This is a genomic window from Sphingomonas sp. J315, from assembly GCF_024666595.1.
In the GTDB taxonomy this organism is placed as follows: domain Bacteria; phylum Pseudomonadota; class Alphaproteobacteria; order Sphingomonadales; family Sphingomonadaceae; genus Sphingomonas.
In genome coordinates, this window is the sequence record NZ_CP088296.1 from 3,783,905 (window position 1) to 3,799,774 (window position 15,870).

The 15,870-nt window shown below is 64.2% G+C and carries 11 protein-coding genes, 2 tRNA genes and 1 pseudogene; 2 read left to right on the top strand and 12 right to left on the bottom strand.

All coding sequences use genetic code 11. The features are described from left to right. Positions 1 to 7: 7 nt before the first annotated feature. The 3 genes from LRS08_RS19190 to LRS08_RS19200 all read right to left on the bottom strand — a co-directional run bounded on the left by LRS08_RS19190 (position 8) and on the right by LRS08_RS19200 (position 2,307). Positions 8 to 1,060 carry a Leu/Phe/Val dehydrogenase gene (locus tag LRS08_RS19190; RefSeq protein WP_257845679.1) on the bottom strand — a complete coding sequence of 351 codons (1,053 nt, stop codon included), beginning with the start codon at positions 1,058 to 1,060 and terminating at the stop codon, positions 8 to 10. A 90-nt stretch (positions 1,061 to 1,150) separates the two neighbouring features. Continuing rightward, positions 1,151 to 1,227: transfer RNA gene (locus LRS08_RS19195), tRNA-His, on the bottom strand. A 51-nt stretch (positions 1,228 to 1,278) separates the two neighbouring features. Then, positions 1,279 to 2,307, bottom strand: coding sequence for a hypothetical protein (locus LRS08_RS19200; RefSeq protein WP_260481127.1), 1,029 nt, complete (start codon positions 2,305 to 2,307; stop codon positions 1,279 to 1,281). Positions 2,308 to 2,378: 71 nt separating this feature from the next. Here LRS08_RS19200 and LRS08_RS19205 point away from each other — a divergent pair, with 71 nt between their 5' ends. Continuing rightward, positions 2,379 to 3,068, top strand: a complete 690-nt coding sequence (locus LRS08_RS19205) for a prolyl hydroxylase family protein (RefSeq protein WP_374581426.1) — start codon at positions 2,379 to 2,381, stop codon at positions 3,066 to 3,068. Between the two features lie 133 nt (positions 3,069 to 3,201). On the opposite strand, the gene LRS08_RS19210 is transcribed toward LRS08_RS19205, so the two are convergent. From LRS08_RS19210 to lon, 6 genes and pseudogenes are all read right to left on the bottom strand, one after another. Then, positions 3,202 to 5,874 carry a TonB-dependent receptor domain-containing protein gene (locus tag LRS08_RS19210; protein WP_260481128.1) on the bottom strand — a complete coding sequence of 891 codons (2,673 nt, stop codon included), beginning with the start codon at positions 5,872 to 5,874 and terminating at the stop codon, positions 3,202 to 3,204. Between the two features lie 106 nt (positions 5,875 to 5,980). After that, the gene (locus tag LRS08_RS20160) at positions 5,981 to 6,343 is read right to left on the bottom strand and encodes a hypothetical protein (RefSeq protein WP_312026633.1); all 363 of its coding nucleotides are present in this window, start codon (positions 6,341 to 6,343) and stop codon (positions 5,981 to 5,983) included. After that, entirely contained in the window at positions 6,282 to 7,583 is a 1,302-nt protein-coding gene (locus tag LRS08_RS19215) for a hypothetical protein (RefSeq protein WP_312026634.1), read from the bottom strand. Before LRS08_RS19215 ends, LRS08_RS20160 begins: the two co-directional genes overlap by 62 nt. A 385-nt stretch (positions 7,584 to 7,968) precedes the next feature. Beyond that, a tRNA-Val gene (locus tag LRS08_RS19220) sits at positions 7,969 to 8,043 on the bottom strand. Between the two features lie 123 nt (positions 8,044 to 8,166). Then, positions 8,167 to 8,440, bottom strand: a pseudogene (locus tag LRS08_RS19225) (HU family DNA-binding protein). Positions 8,441 to 8,602: 162 nt separating this feature from the next. Then, positions 8,603 to 10,990: an endopeptidase La gene (lon, locus tag LRS08_RS19230; RefSeq protein WP_260481129.1), complete on the bottom strand. Its 2,388-nt coding sequence runs from the start codon at positions 10,988 to 10,990 to the stop codon at positions 8,603 to 8,605. Here lon and LRS08_RS19235 point away from each other — a divergent pair. Further along, the gene (locus tag LRS08_RS19235) at positions 10,989 to 12,740 is read left to right on the top strand and encodes a M1 family metallopeptidase (RefSeq protein ID WP_260481130.1); all 1,752 of its coding nucleotides are present in this window, start codon (positions 10,989 to 10,991) and stop codon (positions 12,738 to 12,740) included. The genes lon and LRS08_RS19235 overlap by 2 nt on opposite strands. Before the next feature lie 3 nt (positions 12,741 to 12,743). Here the strand turns inward: LRS08_RS19235 and LRS08_RS19240 are convergent, their stop codons facing one another. From LRS08_RS19240 to LRS08_RS19250, 3 genes are all read right to left on the bottom strand, one after another. Next, the gene (locus LRS08_RS19240) at positions 12,744 to 13,595 is read right to left on the bottom strand and encodes a diguanylate cyclase (RefSeq protein WP_257845673.1); all 852 of its coding nucleotides are present in this window, start codon (positions 13,593 to 13,595) and stop codon (positions 12,744 to 12,746) included. Positions 13,596 to 13,773: 178 nt separating this feature from the next. Continuing rightward, positions 13,774 to 15,042: an ATP-dependent Clp protease ATP-binding subunit ClpX gene (gene clpX, locus LRS08_RS19245; RefSeq protein ID WP_260481131.1), complete on the bottom strand. Its 1,269-nt coding sequence runs from the start codon at positions 15,040 to 15,042 to the stop codon at positions 13,774 to 13,776. A 109-nt stretch (positions 15,043 to 15,151) separates the two neighbouring features. Beyond that, entirely contained in the window at positions 15,152 to 15,802 is a 651-nt protein-coding gene (locus tag LRS08_RS19250) for an ATP-dependent Clp protease proteolytic subunit (RefSeq protein ID WP_257845672.1), read from the bottom strand. Between the last annotated feature and the right edge of the window lie 68 nt (positions 15,803 to 15,870).

Genomic DNA, 15,870 nt, shown 5'->3' on the forward strand with positions numbered 1-15,870 from the left:
CTGGACCCTAGCCCCGCCCGATCAGCCGCATCGCGATACGGTCGGCGACCTCGCTCGCCGGGTCGCCGGTGCGGGCGCTTTCGTCCCACACTTCGTTGAGGCGATCGGGGATTTTCGCGATGCGCGCTTCCACTTCGGCGCGGTCGCCATGGCCGAGATATTCGAGGCCGACATTGATGATGCCACCCGCGTTGATGACGTAATCGGGCGCGTAGAGGATGCCGCGGGCGTGGATGCGTGCGCCGTCGCCTTGCTTTGCCAACTGGTTGTTTGCGCCGCCCGCGACGACCTTGCACTGGAGTGCGGCGATGCTGTCCTCGGTCAGGATCGCGCCGAGGGCATTGGGGCTGAACACCTCTGCCTCGACCGTAGCGATCGCGTCCGCCGCGACGACGTCCGCCCCCAGTTCGGCGGCGAGCGCCCGTGCCTTGTCGGTGTTGACATCGGCCAGCGTCAGCTTGGCGCCATCGGCGGCGAGACGGCGGGCGAGGCCGCCGCCGACGCTGCCCACGCCCTGCACCGCGACATGCACGCCGACCATCGATTCGGCACTCAGCGCGCGCTTCGCCGCCGCCTTGACGCCGAGATAGATGCCGAGCGCGGTGAACGGGCCGGGATCGCCGCCCGCATCCCCGCCCGCAACAGGCAGACCGGAGACATGGCGGGTGCGGGTCGCGATGACCTTCATCCGCTCCTCGGACATGCCGACATCCTCGGCCGTGACGTAGCGACCGCCGAGCGACTCGACCGCTTCACCAAAGGCGATGAGCTGCGCCTCGCTGATCGTCGCACCGGGTTCGGGGGCAAGCACGACGCCCTTCCCGCCACCCAAGGGCAAGCTGGCCATGGCATTCTTGAAGCTCATGCCCCGCGACAGGCGGAGCGCATCGGTGATCGCGGCACTGCCATCGGCATAGTGCCAGAAGCGCACGCCGCCCGCCGCCGGGCCCAGATTGGTCGAGTGGACCGCGATCACCGCGCGCAGGCCGCTGGCCGGGTCGGTGATCAGGTGAACGCCCTCATGGGCGTCGAAATCGGGCAGATCCCACACGGCAGTCATGGCGCTTCCAGTCGGCTAAGAATATTTCGAGCGCGCGTAATATTCTTCCGCATGGCAGAGCGCCAGCCCAAAATGTCAGCCAGGGGAAAATGGGGCGACCGACGGGACTTGAACCCGCAACCCCCGGCATCACAAGCCGGTGCGCTAACCAATTGCGCCACGATCGCCGCGAAGTGGCGCGCTTACCCGCGCGCCCGATCAGCGTCAAGCGCCCGTGGTCACGCCATCAGCAGGTGCGGATGCGCGGACGCGATGGATGGTGCAGCCCCCGCCGCGCGTGCGACGCGAATAGCTGCATCGGCGGTGATCTTTCCCTCTCGCGCCAGTGCGCGCGCCGATCCGGCCAGTGTCGCAGAGCGCATGAATGCATGGCGCGCCAGGATCGCTATATCGCCGCCCTCGGCGAGGAGACGACGCAGACCCGGATCGACCGCAACGGTCTCGAACAGCGTCACCGGACCGGAAAAGCCCGTGCCGTCGCACGCACCGCACCCGGCGGCGCGGTAGATCACCGTGCCCGGGTCGACGCCGAGCAAGGCCGATTCGGAACCCGCAGCCTGAGCCGGATGACGACAGGTTGCGCACAGCCCCGGCTCCGTCCGCACCGCGATCGCGACACGCAGGGCAAAGGCAAGCAGATGCCGCTCCATCCGCGCTGCGCGCAGATGTGCGATGGCCGCCATGACGTTGGGAGCATCGATGCCGAGGACGATACGCACGCCGCGCTGGGCATGGTCAAAGGCGGCGGAGAGCAGCGTGCGATCGTCCCCCGCGCGGATCAGGATCGCGTCGCAGTCCATGTGTGCGGCGGCATCCAGATCGGCGCGGTCCCCGCTGATCTCGACAATATGCCGCTCGCCCGGAGCATGAACGGAGGCGGCCATGCTCGCGGCCATCGCGGAGGTATCCTCTGCCGCGATCAGGATCACCCCGCCCGGAGCTGCTGTTTCACGCTCGAACGCGGCGCGCATCGATCCGGGCATGCCGAGCTGGGCGAAGCCGCCCCCGCCCGATCCGTGCCTGGCAAGATCGATCACCACCCGGTCACCGCGCCGCGTTGCGTGCGGAAGCGCCTGAGCGGAATCGAGCCAGTCCGGGCTCGCGACCAGACTGTGGACAGGGGCGAGCCCGGACACCGTGCGGACGAGGATGCGGACGCCGTCGCCTTCGCGGATCAGATGGATCGCCGGGATTCCGGCATCGATCGCGGCGTGGACGAGTTGATCGAGCGTGTCGGCGGCGCGCATGTTGCCGCGCTATGGCTTGTCTGTGACATTATGCCTGCGTTTCGGTGACGATTTTAAGTCACCCACGCACTATGGATGCGGTGTTTTTCTTCTGGCAGAAGCGCCGCATGATCGCCGTCTCTTCCGCCGCCGGGTTTCCGATCGAGCCCGTGATCGACCGCCTGACCGCGCGCCCGGGCGTGCAAAGGGTACCGACACCCAAGCTTACCTTGTTCATTCGCAAGGAGTTTATCGATCGCGATTTCTGTACCGAGTTGATGGAGATGATCGATCGCGACCGGCGGCCTTCACTCGTCTCCGACTATAATGGCGACGACGTCTTCCGGACCAGCGAGACGTGCGACCTGCCGGCGGACAGCGTTGCGGCGCAGCGGCTCGACGCGTTGATCTGCAACTTTATCGGCCTCGATCCCGCGCATGGCGAGCCGCTGCAGGGACAGCGCTACGCCGTCGGGCAGGAGTTCAAGGCGCATACCGACTATTTCGAGCCGACCGGCGTCGACTTCGAGAAATTCTGCGCGGTATCGGGGCAGCGGACCTGGACGGTGATGATCTACCTGAATGCTGTCGATGCGGGCGGCGCGACGCGGTTCAAGGCGATCGACAAGCTGGTCCAGCCGGAGCCGGGCAAGCTGCTCGCGTGGAGCAACTTGCGGTCCGATGGTACGCCAAATCCCTCGACGCTTCACCACGCGATGAAGGTGCGCGCGGGGACAAAATACGTCATCACCAAATGGTTTCGCGAGCGGCCCTGGGGGTGAGGCTATTCCAAGCCCCTCCCCTTTAGGAGAGGGGTTGGGGGTGGGGCCTATCCTCTGGGCGGTCGGTCTCGATGAGATTTCACCGCCCCACCCCCAACCCCTCCCCTGAAGGGGAGGGGCTTGGAAGGCGCGATCAGAACTTCGCGCTGAGGCTCAGCGAGAATTTCCGGCCGACGTCATAGGTGTTGGTGTCGACGCGGACATCATCCGGGAAGGTCTGATATTCCTGATAGCGCGTCTTGGTCAGATTGCGGCCCTCGAACTTCAGTTCGAACTCCGCGCCCGCAAGCTCAAAGCCCTGACGCGCGACCAGGTCGATGGTCAGGCCCGGCTTTTCGACAATGTCGGGCAGGCGCACACCCTCGACCACCGGACCGCGGTTGGTGACGCGCTCGCTGGCATAGTTGAACAGGACCGTCAGCTGCGACAGCGAAGCGGTGTCCTCGAACCCGATCTGAAAATTGACCAGATGGTCCGACTGACCGACCAGCGGCGCGCCGTCATCGAACAACAATGATGACTGGACCGCCGGGGCACCGAGGATCGGGCTGGGCACCAGCTGGTTGCCCGATTCGATCTGCGACTTGGTGTATGTATAGTTGCCGATCAGCACGAGCCGCTTCGTCGCGAAGAAGTCGCCGCCGAGCGTGTCGAGCGCGATATGCTTCTGCGCCTCGATCTCTCCACCCCACAGCTTGGCGCTGGGTGCGTTCGAGAAGCCGGTCTGGAGCGAGGTCGACCCGCCCGCGACAAATGCAACCGCCTCGATCGGGTTGTCGATCTTTTTGAAGAAGCCGGCCAGCGTGATCCGCTGGTCACGCGCGAAGAACCACTCGTAGCGTGCCTCGGCATTGTAGAGCTGCGAGTCGATCAGCAGCGGGTTGCCCAGGAACTGGCGGCTGCTTTCGAAATCCTGATAGAGCTGCGGCGCGAGCTCGCGAAACTGCGGGCGGGCGATCGTCTTCGAGCCGTGGACGCGCAGCTGCATGTCCGGGGCGAAATTCCAGGTGACCGTAGCTGCAGGGAGCCAATAGTCATTGTCGAGGCTGGTCCCGGCCACTGCCCCGGTTGAAAGCACGCGCTGCTTCGCAGTCTCGTACCGGACACCTACCGATGCGCGCAGCCCGTCGAGCAGCTCCGCCTCGCCCTGTACATAGCCGGCATGGACTTCGAGCGACGCATCATAGGCCGCCGCGCCGGTGCCCGTGGACTCGTTGCGCAGCGTGATGCCATAGGTCTGGAGATTATAGTCCGAGAGCAGATAGTCGGGCCGCTGCTGTGCCACCGTCTGGTTCACCGGGCCGTTGTTCGGACCGACGAAGCGGAAGAAATAGCGATAGGACTGGCGAGTGGTGTCCGAATAGGCATAGCCCGCCGAAAGCGTGATCGGCCGCGCGGCATCGAACTCATAGGCAATATCCGCCGCACCGGTCCACAGATCCTCGTTCAGGTCGCTGAACGCGATCGTCGCCGAGCTGGGCGCGCTGAGCGCGTTGGTATAGTCGGCGACAACCGGATCCCACACATAGCGGAAGGCGCGCTCATATGGAGCCTTGCGCTTGGTATTGGCATAGGCGCCGCGCAGGTCGAGATCGACGGCGCCGAAATCCAGCTCGGCGACGACCTGGCTGGTGAACAGCTGGCGCTCAAACCAGTTGGTGTTCTGGGTCGCGAAGGACGGCACGCCGAACTGACCGGGGATTCCGAAATTCTCTTCATCGCCCAGGCCGATGATCGCCTGTTTCAGCGTGTCATGGATATAGACATTCGTGAAGCGGAGCAGATGCTCGCCGCTCTCGACACCAATGCCCAACAGGCCGTTGGCGATGATGCGATTGTCGGTGGTCACCTGATTATAGTCGCTGGCAAGGCCGCCGTCGGCACCGATCGCGACCTGCTGCTTCTGCGCGCGGGTCTGCCAGCTGTTCGACAGACCAGCCGACCCGATCAGTCCAATGCGGAAATTGCCGGTGTCGAACGTCTTGGCAAAGCTGGTGCCGACCGACCAGTTGGCCGGGATGTGGTTGTTCTCGAACACCACCGTCGTCGGCGCGTTCGACAATTGCATCAACTGGGCGGCGTCGGTGACCGACGTGCCGTTTTCGCCTGCCGCACGGATAAAGGCCGGGACGCTGCGCTCGCCATCGTCATAGCCGAAGACGTCATGGCTGCCACCGTCATAGGTATAGCCAAGCTCGCTGGTGGTTGCGGTGTCGAACCCGATCGACCCCTCGATCTCGAAGAATCCGTCGCGCGGCGCGGCGCGGGTGGTGATGTTGATCGCACCGCCACCGAATTCGCCCGGATAATTCGCCGAGTAGCTTTTCTGGACCAGCGCCGACCCCACGATATTGGTCGGGAACAGGTCGAGCGGCACGACGCGGCGCAGCGGCTCAGGGCTGGGCAAAGGCAGGCCGTTGAGCAGCGAGGAGGAGTAGCGATCGCCCAGGCCACGCACAAACACGAAGCCATTACCGACGACGCTGAGGCCCGTCACGCGGGTTAGCGCGCCGGCAATGTCGCCCTCACCCGATCGTGCGATATCCGCACTCGACAGCACGGACACGACCTGCGGGGTCGCCCTGATGACATTGGGGATGTTGCGCCCGATCACCACGATCTCATCACTGGTGTCGCCGGCACCGGGGGCAGAGATCTCGACCTCTTCCTCGGTCGCCTGCGGAGCCTCGGCCTCCTGCGAAGAGGCCTCTGCGGTCGCATCCTGTGCCGCCTGAGCCAGCGCGTGCGGCGCGACGAGTTGCGAGGTCAGAAGCAGCAGACTTCCGAATGCGGTGCTCTTTTTCATCTGTGGACGTCCGTTTTCTGAGGCTGGCGTTCGCAGAGATCCCGCCAAGGAAAGCCGGAACCGGCGGCCCCTTTTCCGCCGGTTCCGGTGATCGGTCACGCGGGGGTCAGGTGACCGGGACGGTGGTGCAGGCGCTGCCCGCCGCGCCGAAATTCGCGCGGTTCGAGTTGCAGGTCCAACCCTGGTACCAGGTGTCGCTCGGCCCGCTGATCGCGCCGATATAGCTGGTGGTGACCAGGAAGGACGTGCCCGCCGGGTTGAGCAGCGCGGCGTTGTAGGCGGTGACGCCGGCAGCGCCGGTGCCGGGCAGATAGCCCGAGGTCAGCGCGTTGGCGGCAGTACCTGCCTTCACATTATTGGTGCCCGCGTCGACCAGCGCTTCCTGCTCCGCGTTCGTCACCGTGACGCTATTCTGCGCGGTTTCGGTGGAGAGCCCGCCGGTGCAGGCGAAGTAGTTGGAACGGAACACGGGGGGGACCGGCCTCGTCGAGCGCCGCATTGGCCGCGCGGATCGTCGACTTGCCGCCATTGTCGGTGGTCCCGGCCACCACGTTGAGGCAGGGGCGACCCGATACGAAGATGCCGTTGACGAAGGTGAAGTCGGCACCGCCGCGCAGACGCAGGCCGGCGTTCGTGCCGGTGCTGGTGTGCACAAAGGTGAAGTTCGCGATGCGGCCATTCTGGCGCGGCAGCGCGTCTTCGTTGTTGTTGGAGTCGATCTCCATCACATAATTGTCGGACTGGGTGTTGCTGGGCTTCTGGATCGCGATCGCGAACTGGATGAATCCCTTCCAGCCCACATCCGTGTCGATGCTGTCATCATCGGCACCGGTCACCACGAGGTAACGTGCGTTGTGCGTGCCGCCAAAAATTTCGATGCCGTCGTCCGAGCTGTTGTGGATCTGGACATATTCGATGCGGGTGCCGCTGCCGACGCCGCCGGTGGTGATGCCCTGCAGCTCGTTGTTCGGGCTGATAACCGTCCCCGAGTAGCGCACCTGAACGTAGCGGAGCACGCCAGAATTGTCGCCTGCGGTCGCGCCGCCATACAGCGCATTGCCGGTGCCCTCGACAACGTTCTCGCAGTTCACTGCACCGCCGGTCACGCCGGCGAGGTTGCAGTTCGAGATCGGCGCGCGACCGGCGAGGATGATGCCGCCCCACAGGCCCTGCGATTCGTCGGTGACGCCGCCGGTCAAATTCTGCTGCGCGGTGAAGATGATCGGCTGGCTCGCGGTGCCTTCGGCGTTGATCGTCGAGCCGCGATTGACGACCAGGAAGTCGTTGTCCGCATTTGTCGTGTTGGCATAGACGATCACGCCCGGCTGGATCGTCAGGCTGGCGGCGGTGCCGCCGGTGCCCGCGCCGCCACGGTCGACGCCAACATCGACGCGGCCGTTCATTTCATAGGCCACGCCCGGAAGCTTCTGGAGCGTCACGGCGGTGGTGATGAGCGACGGGATGCGGCATCCACGGAAGCTGCCGACGATGCCGGCATCGGTGGTGCCGGTGGGGCAGCTGGCCGCCGGGGTTCCGGGGGTCGGGGTTGGCGACGGGGTCGGCGACGGGGCGGGCGCAGGAGCCGGTGCCGGGACGACGATCACGCCTTCGCCGGGCGAGGCAACGCTGGATGCACCGTCGCAAGCGGCGAGCGTGGCGCCCGCAACGCTGGTCATCAGGATGAGGCTGATACGCTTGAAGTCGGCCATGAAATTCTCCGTTCCGGTCGATCCCGGTTTGCAGGATGTGGGCGAGCGCCCTGGATCGACTCGGAACAGTCCCCCTGCCGATCACGAGTGTCGCGCTAGGCGGCGTCCGTGACGGTGGGATGGGATTCGGGAGAAACTTCGGTGACGGTGCGATGACGCTTTTGTGAATCGCGTTACAGACGTGTGACGGACGCGCCGGGCGATGCAATCTAGGCATATGATAAATAACGATAGTTCCGACGGTCGTAACATCGTGCCGGAAGCATTGCCGTGACGTCGGGGCCAGACAGGAGTGCGATGGCATTCCGAATGTTGCTGCTACGCAACAGCGTAGGAAGCGCCCAAAGCAAAAGGCCCGCCGGCAGTGCCGACGGGCCTTTGGTTATGGTGGGCGCGGCTGGGATTGAACCAGCGACCCCTGCGGTGTGAACACAGTGCTCTACCACTGAGCTACGCGCCCGATGCCGGATTGCCCCGTTTAGGGTCTCGCCAGCGGCTCCGACGGATCGGAACTCCCCGAACTGGTCCGGGGAGCGGAGCCTCTAAGGTGACGGAGCCAGCTTGTCCAGCCCCGTACCCCCTTTTAGTTGACCGCGTCCTTGAGGCCCTTTCCGGCCTTGAACTTGGGCTGCGACGACGCCTTGATCGTCATCGGTTCGCCGGTGCGCGGGTTGCGACCGGTCGATGCCTTGCGCTTCGAAACCGAGAAGGTTCCGAACCCGACGAGGCGGACTTCGTCGCCCTTCTTGAGCGCCGCGGTGACCGCGTCGAACACGGCCTCAACCGCCTTGCTGGAATCCCCCCTTGCTGAGACCCGCGGTGTCGGCAACCGTGGCGATCAGTTCCTGTTTGTTCATGCCCTTTGAACCCCTGCTTTTCTTGATAGGCGTGTACCAGAATGCGTTCGGCGTCGAGACGCCGGTGGAACAGCAAAACGTGTCCGTGCCCCGCTGTAAAGCGGAAAGCGGCGCAATGAACGGGAAAGCGCAGGAAAAAGTAGCTTTACCAGCGCTCAACCATCAATGGCGGAGCGCGTCGGGGGTCGCAGCGGGCGGCTGAACCGCCAGTTCGTCCGCCTCGCTCCATTCGATCGCCGCCAAAGGCTCGGTCAACGCGAGCTTCAGCACCTCCTCGACATGAGCGACGGGAATGATCTTGAGCCCTTCGCGGATATTCGCCGGAATCTCCGCCAGATCCTTTTCATTCTCCTGCGGGATTAGCACCGTTTCGATGCCACCGCGAAGCGCGGCGAGCAGCTTTTCCTTCAGGCCGCCGATCGGCAGCACGCGGCCGCGCAGCGTCACTTCGCCGGTCATCGCGACATCCTTGCGCACGGGCACCCCTGTCAGGGTCGACACGATCGAGGTGACCAGACCGATGCCGGCCGATGGCCCGTCCTTGGGCACCGCCCCTTCGGGCAGATGGACATGGATGTCCTTGCGCGCAAAGATGCTCGGCTTGATCCCATAGCTGGGGCTGCGCGCACGAATGAAGCTGAACGCCGCCTCGACGCTTTCCTTCATCACGTCGCCAATCTTGCCGGTCGTCTTGATCGCGCCCTTGCCGGGCACGGTGACGCTCTCGATCGTCAGCAGCTCACCACCAACCTCGGTCCAGGCAAGCCCGGTGACTGCGCCGATCTGATGTTCTTCCTCGCCGATGCCGAAGCGGAACTTCCGCACGCCGGCGAACTCGTGAAGATTTTCGGGGGTTACGCGGACCCGCTCGACCTTGCCCTCGAGAATGCGGCGCAGCGCCTTGCGCGCGAGCTTGGCAATCTCACGCTCCAGCGTGCGGACACCCGCCTCGCGGGTATAATAACGGATCAGATCGCGCAGCCCGTCCTCGGTCAGTTCGAACTCGTCATCCTTCAGCCCGTGCGCCTCGATCTGCTTCGCCAGCAGATGGCCCTTGGCGATCTCGACCTTCTCGTCCTCGGTATAGCCTTCGAGCCGGATGATCTCCATGCGGTCGAGCAGCGGCTGGGGCAAATTCAACGAGTTGGCGGTGGTCACGAACATGATGTCCGAAAGATCGACGTCGATCTCCAGATAATGGTCGTTGAACTTGCTGTTCTGTTCAGGGTCGAGCACCTCGAGCAGAGCCGAGGCCGGATCGCCGCGGAAATCCTGGCCCAGCTTGTCGATCTCGTCGAGCAGGAACAGCGGATTGCTGGTGCCCGCCTTTTTCAGGTTGGTGACGATCTTGCCCGGCAGCGAGCCGATATAGGTGCGGCGGTGGCCGCGAATCTCGGCCTCGTCGCGCACGCCACCCAGCGACTGACGGATGAATTCACGCCCGGTCGCCTTTGCTATCGACTTCCCAAGGCTGGTCTTGCCGACGCCGGGAGGACCGACGAGGCACAGGATCGGCCCCTTGAGCTTGTTGGTGCGCGCCTGCACCGCGAGATATTCGACGATGCGGTCCTTGACCTTCTCCAGCCCGTAATGGTCCGCGTCGAGCACCGCTTCGGCCTCGACCAGATCCTTCTTCAGCTTGGACTTCTTGCCCCAGGGCAGGCCGAGCAGCACATCGAGATAGTTGCGCACGACGGTCGCCTCGGCGCTCATCGGGGCCATGGTCTTGAGCTTCTTGAGCTCGCCCTGCGCCTTCGCGCGCGCTTCCTTGCTGAGCTTGAGCGTCGCGATTTTCTGGGTCAGCTCGGCGATCTCGTCGCCCTCGCCCTCCTCGCCCTCATTGCCCAACTCGCGCTGGATCGCCTTCAGCTGCTCGTTGAGGTAATATTCGCGCTGGGTCTTCTCCATCTGGCGCTTCACGCGCGAGCGGATCTTCTTCTCGACCTGCAGCACGCCCAGCTCACCCTCCATGAAGGCGAACACCATTTCGAGGCGCTTCTGGGGATCGTCCTCGACCAGCAGGCTCTGCTTGTCGGCGACCTTGACCGCGATATTGCCCGCGACCGCGTCGGCGAGGCGCGAGGCTTCGTCGATCTCGCCCAGCTGGACTGCCGTCTCGGCGGGCAGCTTGCGGTTGAGCTTGGCATAATTCTCGAACTGCTCGACCACCGACCGCATCAGCGCCTGGGTCTCGGTTCCCGCTGCCGGCTTGTCTTCGACCGGCGAAACGGTCGCGGTCAGGTAACCGTCCTTCTCGGCCATCGTCTCCAGTCGACCGCGCTCCTTCCCCGCGACCAGCACGCGCACGGTGCCGTCGGGCAGCTTGAGCAGCTGCATCACCTCGGCCGACACGCCGATATCGTACAGGTCGTCGCGACCGGGATCGTCATTGGCGGGATCAAGCTGGGCGACGAGGAAAATTTCCTTGTCGTCCGCCATCGCGGCCTCAAGCGCGGCGACCGACTTGTCGCGACCGACGAACAGCGGCACGATCATGTGCGGGAACACGACGATGTCGCGCAGCGGCAGGACTGGATAGGAAGACTTCATGGATACTCCGGTGCCGCCATCACGGGGCGGATTCGTCCAACTATATGGGGATCGTGGGCATCGCATCAATGCAGTGTTTGCCGCGCTCGCGCTCAGCGCCTTTCCCGCCCCCGCGCTGGCGCAAAAGGGCGAGCCGCCGATCACCGCGCTGACCGAGCGATCGGGCGGGGAGATCGAGCCCGAGCGGGCGGCGTTGCGGCTGGAGCATGTCGATCTTCAGTTGCGCATCTCGCCTGAGCGAAAATATCTGTCAGGCACGGCCACGCTGCGGTTAACCACCAGCGCGCGCCAGACGCGTCTTCTGATCGACCTCGACAAGAATTTTCACGTTTCCGAGATCCAGATCGATGGTTTGAAGCTCCGCCCTGATAGCTGGCGCAATCCGGAGGGGCGGCTGATCATCGACCTTCCGAGGCCCGTGGCAGCCGGTGGCAGGGTCACAGCCAAGATCGAATATGCGGGTCGCCCCCACGAAGCGGTGAATGCGCCGTGGGATGACGGATTCGTCTGGTCGAGCTGGCAGGGCAAGCCATGGGTCGCCACGACGGCACAGGGCTATGGCTGCGACCTGTTCTGGCCGTGTCTCGATTTCCCGGCAGGCGAGATTCCGGAAATCCGCATCTCGATCGGCGTGAGGAGTGGACTGGCGGCGATCGCCAACGGCAAGCTCGAGACCGCGACGCCTGCGCTCCACGGCTATTCGGAATGGCGGTGGGTCGCGAAGAACATCAATCCCTATCTCGTCGCGATCAACATCGGCCCGTATCGCGAGATCAAGGGCAGCTATGCCAGCAGGTTCGGGAACAAGGTGCCGCTGCATTTCTGGCACCTGGCGGGCAAGGACAAGCAGGCAGCCGGCCTGTTCGCGGAGTTTGCCCCCACGCTCGACTTCTTCGAGACCATGATTGGCCCCTTCCCCTTCGCGCACGAGAAGCTGGGGGTAGTCGAGACGCCGCATCTCGGCATGGAGCATCAGACGGTCAACGCGTACGGCAATAACTATAAGAAGGACGAGACCGGGTTCGACTGGCTGTTCCACCACGAGCTGGCGCATGAATGGTTCGGCAACCAGATGACCGCCGCCGACTGGGACGATTTCTGGCTGCATGAGGGCTATGGCCAATATATGCAGCCGCTCTACGGTCAGTGGCGCGAGGGTGAAGCGCGCTATGCCGCGATGATGGCGGAGCAGCGCAAGAACATCATCAACCGCCAGCCTTTGGTGTCCGGACGCTCGCGCACCTCGGACGAGGTCTACCAGCTCGAAAAGGGCGGGCCGGGGCAGGATATCTATTATAAGGGCGCGTGGGTGCTCCACACGCTGCGCTATCTGATCGGGGACAAGGCGTTTTTCGATGCGACGACCCGGCTGGTCTATGGCCGCCCGGACCCGAAACCGGGTAATTTCAAGCCGCGCTTTACGACAACTGGCGAGTTTGAGGCGGTGATGAGCGCGGCGGCCGGGCAGGATCTGGAGTGGTTCTACGCGGTCTATCTACGCTCGGCCGCGCTGCCTCATCTCGTCGAAACCCGCGAGGGCGACCGGCTGACGCTCGAATGGAAAACGCCCCGGGGAGTCCCGTTCCCTCTTCCCGTCGATGTTCAGGTCGATGGCGTCGTACGAAAGGTCGCGATGGATGAAGGACGCGCGACGCTTACGGTCCTTGCAGGCGCACATGTCGTAGTCGATCCGATGGCGCGCATCCTGCGCCGCAGTCCCGCGATCGAGGCAATGCAGGCGCGGCCCTAGGCGCTATTCCACCAACGCATGCGCGTCGCCGACACGGAGCTGGTTGCGGCCCGATCGCTTTGCTGCGTAGAGCGCCGCGTCGGCGCGGGCCATGGCAAGCGGCATCGGTTCTCCCTCGATGGCGACCACACCGCCCGAGCAGGTGACGGGTATGCCATCCGGGCGTTCGATCAGTCCGTTGGCCAGCCTGCGCGCCAGGCGGCGGAGCACCGCTGCGGCCTCGCCTTCATCCGTATCGGGGAACAGGACCGCAAATTCCTCGCCGCCCCAGCGCCCGACGCAGTCGGTGCGGCGCACGCCGCGCGCCAAGAATGCGGCGAAGTCCTGGAGAATCTCGTCGCCCGCGTCGTGCCCGAACTGGTCATTGATCGACTTGAACCGGTCGAGGTCGAGCAACGCGATCGACCCGTCGCCCGCCGCCTCGGCACGGACAAGGAACCCGCGACGGTTGAGCAGTCCGGTCAGGGGATCGCGATGCGCCGCCATGTCGAGCGCCGCGATGCGGACCTTGGTCGCCTCGCTCGCGCGGGTCACGCCGATCAACAATTCGGCCAGCATGTCGCCGTCCTTGACCGACTCCAGCGCCTCAGCCTGTTCGCGTTCGAGCGATTGGACCGCCCGCGTCGCCGCGCGCACCGGAGCGAGCAGCGCGTCGATGCCGAGCAGGGTGAACACAGTGCCGATCAACGTCGCGCCGAGCACGATGCCGAGATCCGACCAGTCGGTCTTGTCCCTCACGAACTGCCACCCGGCAAAGCTCAGCAGCGGGATGTGCGTACCGATGAAGCAGATGGCGAACATGCGCAGCCGCAAGCTGGAAGGGAACAGGAAGCGCGTCGCCTGATAGAACCGCAAATAAGCCTCCCGTAGATTCCCGATATCGCGCGGAAGAAATCGTTAGGACGGGTTAAGCAGCGGAAAACGACCATGGTTAAACCTGTGGACGGTTGCGGGCGGGCGATGGGGCGTGTCCCGCAAAGCGAAACGGGCGCCGGTTGCCCGACGCCCGTCCGATTATCTGGCCGTCCCGCGGTCAGGCGGCGTCGCCGGCCTTTTTCTTCTCGGTGGCATAGACGCGGATCGGATCCTTCGATCCGGCGACCACGTCCTTGTCGATCATTACCTCGTCCACCCCGTCCATGCCGGGCAGGTCGAACATGGTGTCGAGCAAGATGCCCTCCAGGATCGAGCGCAGACCGCGCGCGCCGGTCTTGCGTTCGATCGCCTTCTTGGAAATCGAGACCAGCGCATCGTCAGTGAAGGACAGCTTCCTGTTCTCCATCTCAAACAGCTTCTGATACTGTTTCACCAGAGCGTTCTTGGGCTCGGTCAGGATCTTGATCAACGCATCGACGTCGAGATCCTCAAGCGTCGCGACGACGGGCAAGCGGCCGACGAATTCGGGGATCAGGCCAAATTTGAGCAGATCCTCCGGCTCGGTCTGGCGCAGCGTCTCACCGGTGCGGCGTTCTTCCGGCGCGGCGACATAGGCGCCGAAGCCGATCGACTTGCCCTGAAGGCGATCGCCGATGATCTTTTCGAGGCCGCTGAACGCGCCGCCGCAAATGAACAGGATGTTGGTCGTGTCGACCTGCAGGAACTCCTGCTGCGGGTGCTTGCGCCCGCCCTGCGGCGGAACGCTCGCGGTGGTGCCTTCCATCAGTTTGAGCAGCGCCTGCTGCACGCCCTCGCCCGACACGTCGCGCGTGATCGACGGGTTCTCGGCCTTGCGGCTGATCTTGTCGATCTCGTCGATGTACACGATGCCGCGCTGCGCCCGCTCGACATTGTAGTCCGACGCCTGGAGCAGCTTGAGGATGATGTTCTCGACATCCTCGCCCACATAACCGGCTTCGGTCAGCGTGGTCGCATCGGCCATCGTGAACGGCACGTCGAGAATGCGCGCCAGCGTCTGCGCGAGCAGCGTCTTGCCGCAGCCGGTGGGACCAACGAGCAGGATGTTCGACTTGGCGAGCTCGACATCGGCGCCCTTGGCACCGTGGTTGAGCCGCTTGTAATGGTTGTGCACAGCGACCGACAGGACGCGCTTCGCCTGCTTCTGACCGATGACATAATCGTCCAGCACGTCGCAGATTTCCTGCGGCGTCGGGACGCCACCGTCCTTCTTGCTGACCAGCGCCGACTTGGTTTCTTCGCGAATGATGTCGTTGCACAGTTCGACGCATTCGTCGCAGATGAACACGGTCGGTCCGGCGATCAGCTTGCGCACCTCATGCTGCGACTTGCCGCAGAACGAGCAGTAAAGCGTGCTTTTGGAATCGCCGCCGCTTAGCTTCGTCATTCAGTCTTCCTTTGCGTGCCGGACCGATTACGCAGCCCGGCATCCTACAGCCGGGAAAACGCCCGGCAAATCAAATTCGCCCTATAAACCGGCAAGGGTGAGCGTCAGATTAAGACGCCGCGCCGTCGGTGTCAGTCGGCTGCGGGCGCTTTTCATACACTTCGTCGACCAAACCGAACGCCTTGGCCTCATCGGCTTCAAGGAAGGTGTCGCGATCCATTGCCGATTCGATCCGTTCAAGCGGCTGGCCGGTGTACTTGACGTACAGCGCGTTCATCCGATCCTTGATGCGCTGGATTTCCTTGGCCTGGATCTGGATGTCCGACGCCATGCCCTGCGCCCCGCCCGAGGGCTGGTGGATCATGATGCGTGCGTTGGTCAGCGCGACGCGCAGCCCCGGTTCACCTGCGGCGAGCAGGAAGCTGCCCATCGACGCGGCCTGGCCGATGCACACCGTGCCGACGCGCGGACGGATATACTGCATCGTGTCGTGGATCGCCATGCCGGCGGTCACCACGCCACCCGGGGAGTTGATGTACATCCAGATGTCCTTCTTCGGGTTCTCGGACTCGAGGAAGAGCAGCTGGGCGGTAATCAGCGAGGCCATGTGATCCTCGACACCGCCGGTGATGAACACGATCCGCTCGCGCAACAGGCGCGAGTAGATATCGAAGCTGCGCTCGCCGCGGCTCGACTGTTCGATGACGATCGGAACCAGCGCGTTGGTGACGGGATCGCGCGTAAAACCGTCAGGAGTCATGTTACCGGCAAGAGGATGCATGTGGGATGTTCTCGTCAAATCTGTTTTTGCCCAGGCGACTACATCGG